The sequence below is a fragment of the Agromyces hippuratus genome (assembly GCF_013410355.1).
GTDB classification, from domain to species: domain Bacteria; phylum Actinomycetota; class Actinomycetes; order Actinomycetales; family Microbacteriaceae; genus Agromyces; species Agromyces hippuratus.
Window position 1 is genome coordinate 2,086,761 of record NZ_JACCFI010000001.1, and the last position, 15,319, is coordinate 2,102,079.

The 15,319-nt window shown below is 67.3% G+C and carries 15 protein-coding genes and 1 pseudogene; 10 read left to right on the plus strand and 6 right to left on the minus strand.

Annotated elements, in window-relative coordinates:
- The first annotated feature begins 7 nt into the window (after positions 1-7).
- A complete protein-coding gene (locus tag BJY17_RS09735) occupies positions 8-1,756 on the plus strand; it encodes an alpha/beta hydrolase (RefSeq protein ID WP_179551171.1) in 1,749 nt (582 codons plus the stop codon).
- A gap of 261 nt (positions 1,757-2,017) precedes the next feature.
- Here BJY17_RS09735 and BJY17_RS09740 read toward each other — a convergent pair whose 3' ends face one another.
- A complete protein-coding gene (locus BJY17_RS09740) occupies positions 2,018-2,803 on the minus strand; it encodes an IclR family transcriptional regulator (protein ID WP_179551172.1) in 786 nt (261 codons plus the stop codon).
- A gap of 120 nt (positions 2,804-2,923) precedes the next feature.
- Here BJY17_RS09740 and BJY17_RS09745 point away from each other — a divergent pair, with 120 nt between their 5' ends.
- Complete coding sequence (locus tag BJY17_RS09745) at positions 2,924-3,559, plus strand: DUF305 domain-containing protein (RefSeq protein ID WP_179551173.1); 636 nt, start codon at positions 2,924-2,926, stop codon at positions 3,557-3,559.
- A 136-nt stretch (positions 3,560-3,695) separates the two neighbouring features.
- Here BJY17_RS09745 and BJY17_RS09750 read toward each other — a convergent pair whose 3' ends face one another.
- Positions 3,696-5,495: an LVIVD repeat-containing protein gene (locus tag BJY17_RS09750; RefSeq protein WP_179551174.1), complete on the minus strand. Its 1,800-nt coding sequence runs from the start codon at positions 5,493-5,495 to the stop codon at positions 3,696-3,698.
- Between the two features lie 571 nt (positions 5,496-6,066).
- On the opposite strand from BJY17_RS09750, the gene BJY17_RS09755 reads away from it, so the two are divergent.
- Complete coding sequence (locus tag BJY17_RS09755) at positions 6,067-6,531, plus strand: hypothetical protein (protein WP_179551175.1); 465 nt, start codon at positions 6,067-6,069, stop codon at positions 6,529-6,531.
- Between the two features lie 223 nt (positions 6,532-6,754).
- On the opposite strand, the gene BJY17_RS18515 is transcribed toward BJY17_RS09755, so the two are convergent.
- On the minus strand, positions 6,755-8,173 hold the full coding sequence (locus BJY17_RS18515; protein WP_246303693.1) for a hypothetical protein: 1,419 nt from the start codon (positions 8,171-8,173) through the stop codon (positions 6,755-6,757).
- Positions 8,174-8,383: 210 nt separating this feature from the next.
- Positions 8,384-8,974, minus strand: a complete 591-nt coding sequence (locus BJY17_RS09765) for a MarR family winged helix-turn-helix transcriptional regulator (RefSeq protein WP_322789801.1) — start codon at positions 8,972-8,974, stop codon at positions 8,384-8,386.
- A gap of 5 nt (positions 8,975-8,979) precedes the next feature.
- Between BJY17_RS09765 and BJY17_RS09770 the strand changes: the two genes are divergently transcribed.
- Complete coding sequence (locus BJY17_RS09770; RefSeq protein ID WP_179551176.1) at positions 8,980-9,765, plus strand: SDR family NAD(P)-dependent oxidoreductase; 786 nt, start codon at positions 8,980-8,982, stop codon at positions 9,763-9,765.
- Between the two features lie 29 nt (positions 9,766-9,794).
- On the opposite strand, the gene BJY17_RS09775 is transcribed toward BJY17_RS09770, so the two are convergent.
- Positions 9,795-10,073 carry a winged helix-turn-helix transcriptional regulator gene (locus tag BJY17_RS09775; protein WP_179551177.1) on the minus strand — a complete coding sequence of 93 codons (279 nt, stop codon included), beginning with the start codon at positions 10,071-10,073 and terminating at the stop codon, positions 9,795-9,797.
- A gap of 318 nt (positions 10,074-10,391) precedes the next feature.
- Between BJY17_RS09775 and BJY17_RS09780 the strand changes: the two genes are divergently transcribed.
- The 5 genes and pseudogenes from BJY17_RS09780 (at position 10,392) to BJY17_RS19035 (ending at position 13,584) form a co-directional block, all read left to right on the plus strand.
- Positions 10,392-10,655, plus strand: coding sequence for a hypothetical protein (locus BJY17_RS09780; RefSeq protein ID WP_179551178.1), 264 nt, complete (start codon positions 10,392-10,394; stop codon positions 10,653-10,655).
- The gene (locus BJY17_RS09785) at positions 10,652-11,107 is read left to right on the plus strand and encodes a hypothetical protein (protein ID WP_179551179.1); all 456 of its coding nucleotides are present in this window, start codon (positions 10,652-10,654) and stop codon (positions 11,105-11,107) included. The genes BJY17_RS09780 and BJY17_RS09785 overlap by 4 nt, the downstream gene beginning before the upstream one ends.
- A gap of 541 nt (positions 11,108-11,648) precedes the next feature.
- Positions 11,649-12,053 (plus strand): annotated as a pseudogene (locus BJY17_RS19030) (RNA polymerase sigma factor); the annotation flags it as partial.
- A gap of 94 nt (positions 12,054-12,147) precedes the next feature.
- The gene (locus BJY17_RS09795; RefSeq protein ID WP_246303694.1) at positions 12,148-13,107 is read left to right on the plus strand and encodes a hypothetical protein; all 960 of its coding nucleotides are present in this window, start codon (positions 12,148-12,150) and stop codon (positions 13,105-13,107) included.
- Positions 13,108-13,404: 297 nt separating this feature from the next.
- Positions 13,405-13,584: a hypothetical protein gene (locus BJY17_RS19035; protein ID WP_407647832.1), complete on the plus strand. Its 180-nt coding sequence runs from the start codon at positions 13,405-13,407 to the stop codon at positions 13,582-13,584.
- A gap of 359 nt (positions 13,585-13,943) precedes the next feature.
- Here the strand turns inward: BJY17_RS19035 and BJY17_RS09805 are convergent, their stop codons facing one another.
- Positions 13,944-14,309, minus strand: coding sequence for a winged helix-turn-helix transcriptional regulator (locus tag BJY17_RS09805; protein ID WP_179552808.1), 366 nt, complete (start codon positions 14,307-14,309; stop codon positions 13,944-13,946).
- Positions 14,310-14,408: 99 nt separating this feature from the next.
- Between BJY17_RS09805 and BJY17_RS09810 the strand changes: the two genes are divergently transcribed.
- Complete coding sequence (locus BJY17_RS09810; RefSeq protein ID WP_179551183.1) at positions 14,409-15,284, plus strand: SDR family oxidoreductase; 876 nt, start codon at positions 14,409-14,411, stop codon at positions 15,282-15,284.
- Positions 15,285-15,319: the final 35 nt, after the last annotated feature.

Genomic DNA, 15,319 nt, shown 5'->3' on the forward strand with positions numbered 1-15,319 from the left:
GTTGGCCATGAACGACGACGTGTACGACCGCGAGCTCGACTGGATCCAAGAGGACCTTGCGATGCTGCTCCCGAGCATCGCCGAGTTCACCGGCGACCGCATGCCGGCGCTCGAGGCCGACCTGACGGCGCTCCTCCGGATCCTCGACGACGAGACCGAGACGACCGATGACGAGGTGTACGAGATCGCGGCGCTGCTGCTGAGCTGGAGTGCGGTGCATCCATCCGGCTGGCCGTGGCGACCCGAGGTCGTCGCACTCGTCGCGGATACGGAGTCGTTCGCGAGCATCACCGAGTTGGACGCCGACTCGGCGGAGCGCCCGTGGTTCCTCCGCTCCACAGCCGGAGACGCGACGTGGCCGCGCACGTTCCTCTGGCCCGACCGCCTGCCTCAGTTGAGCGGGACCGATGACTTCAGCGACCGAGACGTCGTCTGGGTGGACGGCAGGCCGATGCGCAAGGTCGAGGCCGAAGCCCCACCACCACCGCCACAACAGCAAGAGCAACAGCAGCAGCAACAACAACAACAACAACAACAACAACAAGAGCAGCAGCAGCAACAGCAACAACAGCAGCAGCAACAACAGCAACAGCAACAACAGCAGCAACAGCAGGAGCCCCCGCCCGTTCGCCTCGAACCCTACGACCCGTTTGCGAGGTCGGCCGGGGCCTCACGCGCCTCCAACGCGCGACACGTTCGCGTGCCGGTCTGGTTCGCGACCGATCGCGAGCATGTTCGCGATGCGCCCGCAGCGGAGCGATTCGGAACCGGCCGCAACACCGGCGCAGACGGTCTCGGCGCGCTCAGCTACGGCCAGGTCACGGTGAGCATCCCCGACAGCCACCGCAAGGGCCACCTCGAGAAGCCGTCGCTGTTCAAGCTCGAGTTCCGCGCCAATCCCGACAAGCACCTCATCGTGCAGGAGCTGCGCGAGCTCGACGAGACGGAATGGCTCGCCAGCATCCGTGCCGAGGTCTCAGGCCCCGAATCGGATGACCCGGCAGACACGAGCGACGACATCCTGCTCTTCGTGCACGGCTACAACACCTCATGGGAACAGGCCGCCCTGCGGGCCGCCCAGTTCACCTACGATCTCGAGTTCCGCGGGCTTCCGGTGCTCTTCTCGTGGCCGTCGCGCGGCAAGACGCTCGCGTACACCGCCGACGAGGCATCCGTCGCCTGGTCGGTGCCGCACCTCGTGCACGTGCTCGAGCGGTTGATGACCGAGACGGGCGCCCGCCGCATCCACGTCGTCGCGCACAGCATGGGCAATCGCGCGACCACCGGCGCCCTCGAACGCCTGGTGCGCGGCGCCAACGACTACGCGACGCCGCTGCGCGAACTGGTGTTCGCGGCGCCCGATATCGATGCGGGCACCTTTCGGCAGTTCATCACGGACTTCAACGCGGCCCTCGCGGCAGCGCCCGATGCGGGAACGGATGTCGCACCGCCACGCCTCACGCTGTACGCGTGTGGCGTCGACACCGCCCTCGACTTCTCCGACCGCATCCATCGGGCGGGCCGGGCCGGCCAGATCACCGACGGCGTCATCGTGATCGCGCCGATGGAGACCGTGGTCGTGACCGACATCGTCGTCGACGACCAGCGCGACGATCGCCTCGGCCACGCCTACTTCTGCACGAATCGCAGCGTGATCGGCGACCTGTTCGGCGTCGTGCTGCACGGCGCGAAGCCGTCGGAGCGGTTCGGGCTGAAGCCGGCCCGCGACTCGGTCGGCGAGTACTGGCTGATGTAGGTCGCCGCAACGCGCCTGAATGAGCGATACGCGGGGAGAAAGACCCGAAACCCTCTCCCCGCGCGCCCACCATCCCACCTCGGTGTACGAATCCGAACCGTCCCCCGAAGGTCGATCACGTGAAGCGATCAGGTGGCGATGGAGCCACGCGCCCTATGTCGCGTGTTCGTCACGCTAGGCGCATCGGGCGGTGCGCGGCAACGCGAGGATTTCAGATGATGAACATCGGATGCCGCAGGCGCGAGCCGGGGCATCCGTCGGTCAGGCGCCCGGACGCCCCAGCCGGTCGGCACCGAGCTGCAGCGAGAGATCGCTCGCCGCTGCCTGGAGGCGGCGAACGAGGCCCGAATCGGCGTGCGCGGCGACCTCCGTCGGCAGCGACACCGCGAGCGATGCGGTGATGCCGGCCGCGCTCACCGGCACGGCGATGCACGTGTAGCCGATCGCGTACTCCTCGCGGTCGACGACGCTCTCGCGCGAGCGCTCGAGCTGGTCGAGCAGCACGCGCCGGTCGCTGATCGTGTGCTGCGTGAGCTCGGCGAGCGGATGCCGCGACACGTAGTCGAGCCGCTCCGCCTCGGACAGCACGGCGAGGATCTGCTTGCCGAGCGCCGTCGCGTGCGCGCTGCTGTGCAACCCGACCCAGAGCTCGACGCGCGGGTTGTGCACGGCATCGACGATGTCGACGAGATGCACCTCGCCGTCTTCGAATCGCGAGAGGTAGGCGGTCGCACCGAGCTCTTCGGTCACGCCGCGGAGCGCGGTGCGCACGCGCGAGAGGAACACCCCGTGCGCGGCATCCGCCCTGACGAAGGCCGGGAACCTGGTGCCCAGCAGCAGTCCGTCGGGTTCGCGTGCGAGGTAGCCCTCGTGCACGAGGGTGCGCACGAGGTTGTAGGTCGTGCCCGGGGTGAGCCCGCTCGCCGCGACGAGCGCCTTCACGGGCATGGGCCGCGGCTCGTTGGCGACGATGTCGACCAGGCGAAGGGCGCGCTGCACCGAGCCGATCAGCGTCGGATCCGTGTCTCGGGCTTCGGGTGACGACATCGGTGCTCCCCCTGCGCCAATGGTAGCCCCGGGCAACGGCATCGAGTTAGATGGACGATGACCCTTCGATGAAGACGAGGTATGTGGATGACGGTTGTGCGACGCTCCGGCCCGGTCTGCATGTCGCTTGCCCTCGTGTTCGGGCTGGCCGCCTGCACGGCGGGTGCGCCCCAGGTCGCGCCCACGAGCCCCGTCGTGCAGCTCGGCGCCCCCGGTGAGGAGAATCACACCCTCTCCCCCGAGGACTCGCTGAACCTCGAGTCGCCGAAGCACACCGAGGCCGACGAGCAGTTCATGCTCGACATGATGCAGCACCACGACCAGGCCATCACGATGACCGGGTTCGTCGACGACCGAACGGATGACCGCGACATCCGCCTGCTCGCCGAGCGCATGAAGGTCAGCCAGACCGACGAGCTCGCCCTCATCACGAAGTGGTTGCAAGACCGAGTGGTGCCGCTGAACGACGCGCGCGCCGGCGGCGGGCACGACGGCCACGACAGCGACGGGCACTCGATGCCCGGAATGCTCACCGAGACGCAGCTCGCCGAGCTCGAGGCGGCCGACGGGGCGGAGTTCGAGCGGCTGTTCCTCGAGTACATGATCATGCACCACGAGGGCGCCGTGCAGATGGTCACCGAGCTCTACGCCGCCGGTGGCGGGCACGAGTCGGAGACCGACCAGTTCGCGCGCCACGTCGAGTCCGACCAGGCGGTCGAGATCGCGAAGATGCGGCAACTGCTCGCCGCTCGGTAGCCCCGAGGCCGGCGGCTCCTGCTCGGCCTCGCCGAAGCGAGCGCGACCTGCTCGCCGAACGCGAAAGCGCCCAGCGACCTCGGGTCGCTGGGCGCTCGTCGTGCGGGGAGGCCGACAGCCGGCCTCCCCGCACGGATCAGTAGGTCGCCGCCAGCGCGTTCAGCGCCTGCACCAGTGCGGAGTCGGCAGCAGCGCCCGACTTCTTGGCTGCGTCGTCGAGCTGAGCGCTGACGGCGGAGCCGCTGGCGGGGCCGTCGGCGAGCTTCTCGGCCTGGTCGATCGACTTGTTCACCTGCTTCAGCGCGTTGCCGCTCAGGCTGCCGTCGCGTTCGGCCTGGTCGACGTACGACCGGGCCACGGCGAAGCTGGGCTCGTGCACGAGGCTCGTCTGCATCTGGGCGTTGAACTCGGCGAGCTCGATCTCACCAGCCGCCTCGATCTCGTTCGCCGACAGCTGGCTGCTCTCGGTGAGCGCGAGGCTCTCGAAGCCGCGCGCGATCTCGCTGCCGAGCACGTTGCCGTTGTACCAGTAGGTCGACCAGTAGCCGGCGAGGTTCAGCGCGCCCGCGTTCGGGAAGTTCACCGGGCCGCGGTCGAGATAGGCGATCTCGGTCGGGTTGGCCGTGTCGGTGAAGTCGATGATCGACAGACCGCCCTGGTACCAGGCCTGCACCATGATGTCGCGGCCGGGCACCGGGATGATCGATCCGTTGTGCGCCACACAGTTCTCCTGCGCGGTCTGCGGCACGGGCAGCTTGTAGTAGCTCTGGAACTCGAGCTTGCCGTCGACGATCTCGAAGAGCGCGTTGGCACCCCACTCGGGCTGGTCGGTCGCGCGGCAGCGTGCAGCGGTGCCGCCTCCCCACTCGTCGGTGAAGATGACCTTGGTGCCGTCGTTGTTGAACGTCGCCGAGTGCCAGTACGAGTAGTTCGAGTCGGCGACCGCATCGAGCCGAATCGGGTTCACCGGGTCGGAGATGTCGAGCAGGATTCCGTTGCCCTGGCATGCGCCTGCGGCGAGCCCGATCTCGGGATACGCCGTGATGTCGTGGCACGTGTTCGTGTTCGGGTTCGGCGAGTACGGCGTGCCCGACGGGTGCAGCGGCTGCGTCGGGCCGTTCTGCAGGCCGTTGAACGCACCCGTCACCGGGTCGCTGAAGATGCGGGGCTGGCTGACCACGGCGGCTGCGCCGGGGTTCGCGAGCGGCACCTTGATGACGTCGATGCGCCACTGCGTGGGATTGCCGGTCGTGACCGGCGTCGTGCTCGCGGGAGCGTTCTCGCAACCGGGGAGCTCGAGCGGCGAGCGCACGCCCGACGTGCCCGAGTTGTAGATGTACACGTTCTCGGTGTCGTCGGGATCGGCGACGAGCGTGTGCGTGTGCGAGCCACGACAGGTCTGCACGCCCGGCAGCTGCACCGGGTTGTCGATGTCGCTGATGTCGAAGATGCGCACGCCGCGGAACCGCTCGGCGTTCACCGCGCCCGGCGCACCCTGCGTGCCGCAGTCGATGCGGCCACGGGACTCTTCGACCGACATGAAGAGCAGGTCGCCGTAGACCGAGACGTCGCCCTGGCCGCCGGGGCACACGAACGAGCCGCGCAGCGTCGGCGCCGCGGCATCCGACACGTCGTAGACCTGGAAGCCGTTGAAGTTGCCGACGATCGCGTTGTCGCCCGAGAACGCCAGGTCGGAGTTCACGAAGCCGAAGTTGCCGGGATTCGCGTTGAACGCTCCGACGCGCGGCAGGCTCGCGAGCAGCTCGATGTTGCTCGTGGCCGTCTGGGCGTCGAGGTAGCCGGGTGGCAGGTCGATGCGTGGATCGTCTTCTGCGGCGGCCGCGCCGGCCGTCGCAAGGGATGAGCCGAGCAGCAATGCTCCGGCGAGGGCGAGCGCGCGTCGGCGCCATCGGATGTTGCGGGGTGCGGTTCTCATCGGTAGTTCCCCTCTCTCGCTTCAGTGCGATCGATGCCCTCCGACGGGCGAGCCGGCACAACGTCGTGCCGTTCGCGGCCCTAGGGAGGCCGACCTCTGGACCCAACGTATCGGGGCGGAGGGGTTCGGCGCAGCAACGAATTTCGTACCCCGCGTCGATGTCAACACCCCACCCTTGGGGGTTCCGCGACGGACACCCGCGCTGCGATGATCAGGCGACTCCGCCCGAACCCGAAGGTGCCCTGTGTCTCCACCGCCCGGTGGACCTCGCGATTGGTCCCCGCCCGACGTCGATTCGCGCGCGCTGGCGCCCTCCCGCCCGGGCCGCCGACCGATCCGCGGCGCCGGACATATCGAGGGACTCGGCTGGGCACGCGCACTTGGCTGGACCAGCCTCGGGTTCGGCATTGCAAGTCTCGTGTTCGCCTGCTTCGCGCCGCTCGCGGGAGCCGCGGTGTGGACGTTCGGCATAGCAGGCTTCGCAAGCTTCGCGATCTGGTGCGGGTTCATGGCCGAACCGAGGTACCGGTCGAGCCGCGGGCGCGGAAGCATCGTCTCGAAGGCCGGGATCGTGATCGGAATCATCGCCTTCGCCGTCACCGCCTACGCGTTCGCTGCCATCGCGCTGGCGAGCTCCGGAACCCGGCTTCCGGCTCCGTCGCACTGGTTGAGCGGTGCGCAGGCCTCTCCGACCCAACCGGCACCGGCCGATGCGCTGCCCGTCGACGGGGCAACCCCCGAACCGGTCGAGACGGAGCGGCTCGCGCTCGCTCAGGCTGTCGGCACCGCAGTCTTCGTGCTCGAGCAGGCGGCATCTGCGGATGCCACGTGGCCGGCCTCGCTCGCCGTCACCACCGACTCGTCCGCCCTGATCTCACCGGATGGTGTCTCGTTGGCGCCGCTTCCCGCGGGCGCACAGGTGCTGTACTCGACATCTTCCGATCTCCGCGAGTTCAGCCTCACTCTCGTCGGTCCGCTCGGCTCGGTCGCCACCTACGAGTCGACGACGGGTACGCTCAGCACGTCCGCGCCCTGACGTGTTGCTGCTCGCCTGCTCGCCTGGGCGGTGCTCCAGCACTGAGCCGGTTGGCTCGCACTGAGTCGTGAGATGGGGGCCGCCGCTTTCGGGCCCACGCACCGGGCACTCGATGGTCCCCCAACACGCATGTCAGTTCCCCCTCATCGATGAGGGGGAACTGACATGCGTGTTCGCCGAACGAGGCTCAGGTCGATCGGCGAACACTGAAGAAGCCACGCGGTCAGCCGGCGCTGAGCACCTCGCGCGCGTGGCGGTACTTCTCGGCGAGCCGCACCTGCGCGTCGTACTCGAGGCGGCGCACGCGCCACGGCGCGGTGTTGTCGTCGAGGTCGGCGAGCTTCACGCGGCGGGCCACCGGATGGCGGGCGATGCGTGCGTAGTAGGTGTCGTCCGCGACATCCGAAGTGCGGGTCAAGAGCTGCACGGCCTCGACGACCTCGGGCTGCACGCCCGCCTCGAGCAGGTTCTGCGCGGTGACCGCGGTGTCTTCGAGCACGTCGTGCAGCCATGCCGCCGCGACGAGCACCGGCTCGGTGAGCGGGTCGAACCGCTCGGCCACGCGGCCAGGGTGGTCGATGTACTCGGCGCCGATCTGGTCGAGCTGGCCGCGGTGCGCGGCGAACGCGATGCCCTTCGCGAGCGCCACCTGCGCCGCGGCGTCGACGTCATGCCCCGGATCGGCCATCGGAGCTGCCACGGCAGTCGGTGGAATCGGCGCGACGGGCCCGGTCACCGAGATCGGCATCTGGGTGACGTTGGCGGGCATCGCGGATGCCCCGGGCTCGACCTGCTCGAACCTGTTGGAACCGATCACTGGGTGGTACTCCTCGATCATCTGGTCGTCGTCGTCATCACGGTCTTGGGGGTCGGCCGTTGCCGTGGGCGGCTCCGGCGTCGGCACGATCGGCGGCATCGACGGGACGGGCGTCGTCGGCACGATCGGCTGCGCGGAAACGGGAGCGGGAGGAGCGGGCTCGGGCTCGGGCTCGGGCTCGGGCTCGGGCTCGGGCTCCAGTATCGGCATCGGCGCCGGCGAGTCGATGGGCTGCGCGAAGGCGAGCACCTGCACCGGCACCGGGTACGGCAGGTCGATGACCTCGGTCGGCTCGCCCTCGGCGAGCGCGAGGTCGTCGTCGAACTGTTCGACCTCCGCGTCGAGTTCAGTCGCATCCGTCGGGCCCGCGGTATGCGCCAGTGCCGCCTCGGCCGCCTCGGCCGCCTCGGCGAGCGGATCGCGCCCGAGCACGGGGCGCACGAAGTCGAGCTCCGCCTGCAGTTCGGCCATCTCTCGGGCGTCGAGCTCGAGCAGCGACCGCGCGTTGCCCTCGCGGCGGCGCACGAAGTAGTCCTCGTCGACCTCGGTCAGCTTGTCGCCGTCGCTCGTCGTGAAGTAGCGGATGCGGCCGGCATCGGTCACCGGGATGATGACCTCGACGAACTCGCCGCTCGGCTCTTCGCTGCAGAGGTAGTAGCGCTGCACATCGCGCGGCGACGGATGCCTCCCCCACTCCGGTGCCGGAAGGCGCCGTGGGCGGAGCGTGCCACCGGCGTCGGCGCTGCGACGACCCGGCCGTGGCGCGAGTTCGCCGTCGGACGCGCCGAACCCGAACACGGGCTGGTCGTCGGGATGGGTCGTCACTCGGGCTCCTGGGCTGCAGCATCGGCAGGGCGGGGGTCCGACTCAGGGCGACGTCGGGTGGGGGTGCCGGTGCGCTCCTCCGATGGTAGGGCGGTTCGGTGCGCAGCGCACGCATCTTCGCCCGGGCGTGGCGATGCGCGCCGGCGATGGCCGCGGGTCGCCCTTCCGACGATCAGCGCCCGAGTCGGTGCCGTTCCCGGCCGATGGGCATCAGCTCGGGGGCTGCCAACCACCCTCGGAGCGGACGGCACCCGTGATTCGCCGACTGATGACGTTCAGTTGCTGGGACTGCGCCGTGGTGAGGGAGTCGAAGACGAGCCGTCGCACGAGCTGGACGTGTCCCGGCGTCGCCGCACGGACGAACTCACGACCCTCGCTCGTCAGCGTTGCGAGCGTGATGCGACCGTCGCCCGGATCGGGCGCGCGTCGCACCCAGCCCTCGCGCTCGTGGCGGTCCACCGCGCGCGAGAGCCGCGACAGGGTGCTGTTGGCGTAGCCCGCGAGATCACTCATGCGGAGGGTGTGATCCTCAGCCCGCGAGAGGGCGAAGAGGATTCCGAAATCGAAATGACCGATCCCCGAATCGCGCTTCAATTGCGCGTCGAGCGCCGCCGGCACCCACTCGAGGAGTGTCGCGAAGGCCGACCAGGTTGCGAGCTCGTCGTGATCCAACTCGTCGGCAGATTCCTTTGCAGCCATGCCCTCAAGCCTAGCGAAAACTTGCTCAGGAAAGTGAACTGCCGTAGCATTCACTTTCTCAGGAAAGTAATTTGCTGCCAACGGCAGCCGGAAGGACGACACACGACATGGACCTCGAGCTCGCAGACAAGAGAGTGTTCGTCAGTGGATCCACTCAGGGGATCGGGTACGCGGCGGCCGAAGCGTGCCTGGTCGAAGGCGCATCGGTCGTCGTCAACGGGCGCGGTGAGCATCGCGTCATGGACGCCGTCGCACGGCTTCGCGCCACCGTCCCCGGCGCGGATGTCGCCGGGATCGCGGCCGACCTCGCGGACCCTCTGCAGACGCAGTCCCTCCTCGACTCGCTCGGGGAGGTGGACGTGCTGATCAACAACGTCGGGCTCTTCGATGTCGCGCGCTTCGCCGACATCGCAGACGAGGCGTGGTCGCGGTACTTCGAGGTCAACGTGATGAGCAGCGTGCGACTTTCTCGTCGTCTGCTCGAGCCCATGCTCGAGAAGGGGTGGGGTCGGGTCATCTTCATCGGCACCGAGTCGGCGGTCGACGTGCCGGCCGACATGATCCACTACGGCGCCACGAAGGCAGCGGCGCTCGCGCTGAGCAACGGGCTGGCGAAGCTCACCCGAGGCACCGGGGTCACCGTGAACACCGTTCTCGGCGGACCGACGTACTCCGACGGTGTCGCTGCCACGGTCGAGCGGATCGCATCCGCCCACTCGATGTCGGCGGAGGAGCTGAAGTCGGGCCTGGTGCGCAGCTCGTCGCTCCTCCAGCGCTTCATCGAACCCGCGGAGATCGCCAGCCTGGTCGCCTATCTGGCCAGCCCCCGGTCGTCGGCGACGAACGGCGCCGCACTCAGAGCTGACGGCGGAGTGCTGCCCACCATCGTCTGATCAGGCAGCGAGCGGCGGAGCCGCCCGCGTCAGGCCTCCTGCACGATGCCGTCGGCGCGCTCCGCCACCCGCTGCACCAGGGGCAGCATGTGGCCCATGAGCTCCCGGCCGAGGTCGGTCAACGCGTACTCGACGCGCGGCGGCACCTCGGGATAGGACGTGCGGGCGACGAGGCCGTCGGCCTCGAGTGTGCGCAACGTCGAGGCGAGCATCTTCTCGCTGATGCCCTGCACCTCGCGGCGCAACTCTCCCCAACGGTGCGTACCGTCGGTGAGCGCGAGCAGCACGCGCACGCCCCATTTGCTCATGATGTGGCTTGGCTGCCGAGCCTCGGAGGGGAAGTCTCGATCGAGTCGATGCTGCTATTGATCCTGCAGAACGGCGAAGCCTTCATGAGAATCGACGACGGCGTTTCCGAGAGTCTCCGCAATACGGTCGACCCGCGACTGCCTCTTTCCGAACACACCTCGCTCCGACCGGTTCACGCTCACGAAGATCACCGATGTTGTAACGGCCACCGCCTCCTTGGAAACAGACGATGTAACGACACACATGCGTGGTTGCCGTTGCCGTTGCCGTGGCCCATCGACTGATGCGCCACTTCAGGAGAGATCGAAGGAGAACCGATGAAGAAGTGGTCACGTCTTGCGGCAGGAGCTGCGGCGGCTGTATTGGCAGGCGGAGCATTGATTGGATTCACCGCCGCGCCGGCATCCGCCGCAGAGGCCGCCCCGTACGGGGTGTGCGCGTACGAGCACCAGGGCCGATGCGTCACATGGGTTACCAACCTGGACACCTGCCACCTCATCTTCCAGACCACGACGAGCGGTTTCAAGCACCAGGCGTGTTCCATCTGGGCCGTCCAAGGCATCGTTACAGTAATTCCGTGACCATGAACGAGCGGGGTGCCCGACGGCCAGCGCAGCGAATCGCGGGCGCCCTGCTCGTTCTCGCCGCCGCGACAGGTCTGATTTCCTGTGCACCAGACGAGGCGGCATCTCTCGAACCGATCTGCCAGACGTTCGAATCGAGCTGGAATCGACTCGTCGACGTGCGATCCGGCACTGAAGACTTGCAGATCGCAGCCGAAGCGCGGACCGAGACCGTAGCTGACTGGAATGACCTAGGCAGCCGGGAAGGACCGGACGATGTGACCGACATGATCAACGCGGCTGCAACCAACCTCTCGAACGCATGGAACTCGACGACGCAAGGCGGACGAATCGGGCATGAAAAGTCACTCAAGAACGCTGGGGACTACGTCGCAACACGTTGCGCAGAAACGGGCACGTCCGTGACGCTTAGCGAACTCCCTGCACCGCTGCGACCTGGAGCGCAATAGGGATGCTCTAGCGGGTGCGGCTTGCAGTGCCGTCGATTGCCCGTCCAGCGATAGAAGGATCACACGGCGCCCGGGCACTCGTAACTTTCAGGAACGGGCTTGGGCCGGGCGATCACTGGCATCTCGCTGCAGAGTAGATCGCAGCGTAACGATGGGTCCACGTACCAAAGCCCGCAAGTCCGGCTTCGGCGTGCCGTGCCCGTTTCACGTGCCGTGCCCGTTTCAGCAGTGCGAAGTGCGCAAGAGCGGGCAGCGGCGTCCTTGCACCTGGTCCGGTCATCAAAACGCCGCCGACGTGCATTCGCCGTCAGCAGACCGTGACGTTCGCCTCCAACAATTTGCATGTCTATCGGGACGACGCGAACCAACGCACCGGTGGCAAGAAGCACCTATCGGCGACGTTTCGAACACGGGCCTGCGGATTCGAATCGTCCGTGCCGCCCGCTGGTCGCCAACTAGGAAAAAATGTAACGCGCCGGCCGGCAGTGGAAACTGTGTCTATGTGGTCGAACCAGATATCCCGAGCGATGAGCTGAGCCGTATGGCTACGTTCGAGTTCGATGACCTGTTTCGCGCCTACTATCCAGTGATCGTGACAGCTGCGTTCAACCGCCTCAGCGATCGCTCCGATGCTGAGGATGCAGCGGCCGAGGTGTTCGCGCAAGCATGGCGGAAGCGCAAGGACGTACCTCATGTGTTCACGATCGCATGGTTGTACTCGACGCTGCGCAACGTAGTCGGCAACCAGTACCGCGGTCGGTTTCGTCACACCAGACGAATCGACCGAGCCGTGGCGCACTTCTCAGGGGAAGGATCCGACGCGCTGACGGACGATGTGCTCGACCTTCGTAGTGCGGTGAATCGTCTGGACGCTGCCAACCGAGAACTGATCTGGATGACGTACTGGGAGGACCTGACGCGAGATGAGATCGCCCAGATTCTTGGGTGCTCCCCGCGACCCTACGCGTTCGGCTGCATCGGGCACGACGGAAGCTTGAGGGACTCCTCTCGATGGTGCCCGCGACGATTGGAGAGGACTGATGGACGATCTCGAACTTACCCGCCGGATTCGGGCTGCCCGTCCCGACCTGCCTTTGCGCGGGACTCCGCTCGACGCTGCCGCTACCCAAACATTGCAGCAGATCACGACCGAAACGGGTGTCAGACGCACCGCCAGACGCCATCCGGTCTACCTGTCCGTGGCTGCCGCAGTTGCTGTGTTCCTCGCTGTCACGGTCGGTGCGTTCTTCGCTGCCCGACCGGCACCAGTGTATGCGGCCGCGACACCGCCCCTGTTGCAAATAACTCCCATCGACGGCTCCGCGAAGGACCTGTTCATGCAACTCAGCAGCCACATGAAGGAACCCGCTTCTCAAGGTGACATCCGCTTCCAGTCGTGGTCGCTGTCTTTGACCGTCGGCGAGGACAGCTCGATCGAGTCGGTCGCGGTCGAACCCGAAGTGCGGACGGTGCAGCACAGCCTGGACGGTTCAAGAATCGAAGTGCGGCGAGGCGCACCCTACGACTCGTTCGGGAACCCAATCGAAACCAGCGCGTACCACGTTGGTGAACTGATCTGGGCCGAGGAGTTCGAACCGGGCGCGTTCCCCTACGTCTACGGCGAACCGCCGACTACTGCTGAGGAATTCCGCCCGTATTTGCAACAAGTCTCCGGACGCCCCGACATGACGAGCGGAGACTATCTGCTCGAACTGAATTCGCTATTGGGCGAACGGTCGCTCTCGGTTGAGCAGACCCGTGCCGCCCTCGAGTTCCTCGCAGTCCTCCCCGACCTCGACGTCGAAGGTCGGGTCGTCGACCGCCTGGGAAGACCAGGGATCTCGTTCGCCAGCACTAGCCGACTTCCTGACGAGTATGTGGACCGCGTCATCGTCTCGACTGAAGGCGCCGGAATCCTGTCCATCGAAACCACCTATGTGGGACACGACCGCACCGACATCCAGGCGCCGGCGGTCATCAATTACACAGCCTGGGAATGAAAGGCCTGACCCATCTTGTACCGAACCCGAATCGCCGCAACATTTATCCTTGCTGCGGCACTACTCCTCCCCAGCCAAGCTGCGAACGCCACCACAGACGAGATGCAGGTCCGAATCAACCAGGTGCTTTCTGAGTTCCCTGGCGGCATTCAGACCGCTGCCAACGAGGTGTCCTGGGGCAACGGCGATGTCGTGCTGACGATCGCCGATCCGAACTCGCCATCCGCTCTCTCCATTGGAGGGTGCGCGACCGGGGCGCATTGCGTATTCAGCGCCAGCAATCTCACTGGTTCAATGATGACTTTCAACTCCTGCGCGACACAGTCGGTCGCCCCGCTCGGGGCCGCAGTCAGATCCATTGCGAACGCGCGTTCCTCCGTGGCCGTCCGGGCGTACAACGATCTCGGAGCGCTCGGATCAGTGACGGCCAACAGCTGGGCCAATACTTCCTGGGCGACGACCAAGGTGGGATGCTGAGGACGAACGCGGGCGCTGATGTCCCCTCCCCCGATGATCGTTCATTGATCCGACCTTCGGCTGGCCGGGCGCCGACCGCCAGCCGGCCGGGGGTCAACATCAACGCAGGTCTCACCAAGAGCAGCTGATTGGGGGGCCGACTTGGATGATTGTTCGAACGGGACCAATGTTGTTGAATGTCACATCATCGTGAGCCCGCTCGGGGTTGCTTAGACCAACTTCGTGTCCTGGCTGCTCATCACTTCCCCGGCCACAGCCTTGACCCAAGCGAAGCTTCCAGTCGTGCGAGCGTGAACCCGTCAATCCAGGTGCGCCTATCGAGGATGTTGGAAACGGTGACGTGGTAGACGCCGGCGGCGTCAGCGCTCCCGCACGATGCCGTCGGCGCGAAGCGCGACCCACTGCACGAGGGGCAGCATGTGCTCCATGAGCTCGCGGCCGAGCTCGGTCAGCGCGTATTCGACCCGCGGCGGCACCTCGGGATATGAGGTACGCGACACGATGCCATCGGTCTCGAGGGTGCGCAGCGTCGAGGCGAGCATCTTCTCGCTGATGCCGTCGACCTCACGTCGCAGCTCGCCCCAGCGGTGGGTGCCGTCGGTCAGTGCGAGCAGCACGAGCACGCCCCATTTGCTCATGATGTGATCGAGCACGACGCGCGTGGGGCATCCGTCGGTGAATACTTCGCCGGATGTCTCCCGAATCTCCGCAAGACTTACCATTATGTGGGTACCTTACGTCAAAGTGGGTACCGCCGTGAAGGAAGGTTGGCGCGAGGCATCCGGTTGACCCATGGTGACCGCAACCGGAAGGACCACCACCTCATGACCATCCTCGTCACCGCCGCCTCGGGCCAGCTCGGCCGCCTCGTCGTCGACGCACTGCTCGCCCGCGGCGCCGCCCCCGCCGACATCGTCGCGACCGCCCGCGACACCTCGAAGCTCGAGCAGCTCGCCGCTCGCGGCCTCCGCACCGCCGAGCTCGACTACGCGCGGCCCGAGACCATCGCGGCGGCGCTCGACGGCGTCGACAGCGTGCTGCTCATCTCCGGATCCGAGCCCGGCAACCGCGTCGCGCTGCACCAGAACGTGCTCGATGCCGCGAAGGCTGCAGGCGTCGCGAAGCTCGTCTACACGAGCGCGCCCCGCGCCACGACGTCGAGCCTCGTGCTCGCCCCCGACCACAAGGCCACCGAGGAGGCCATCGCCGCCTCTGGTGTTCCCGCGGTGATCGTGCGCAACAACTGGTACACCGAGAACTACGCAGCGGATGTCGTGCGCGCCGCGTCGACCGGTGTGATCGCCGCCTCCACGGCTGACGGACGCGTTGCGAGCGCCACTCGCGCCGATCTCGCCGAGGGCGCCGCCGTGGTGCTGCTCGAAGACGGCCACCTCGGCGAGGTGTACGAGTTCGGCGGCGATGTCGCCTGGAACTACGACGAGCTCGCCGCCGCGGCATCCGAGGTCGTCGGACGCGACGTGACGTACACGCCGCTCACGCCCGCCGAGCACGTCGCCGCCCTCGAGGCCGCCGGCCTCGACGCCGGCACTGCGGGCTTCGTCGCCGCGATCGACGCCGGTATCGCCGAGGGCGTGCTCAGCCAGGCGGATGGCACGCTCTCCCGCCTGCTCGGCCGCCCGACGACGCCCCTCGTCGACGGCCTGCGCGCGGTCGTCGCCGTCGAGGACGCCGCGGCCTGATCGGATGGCGGGCGGCGCGTGCGTGCCGTCGCCCG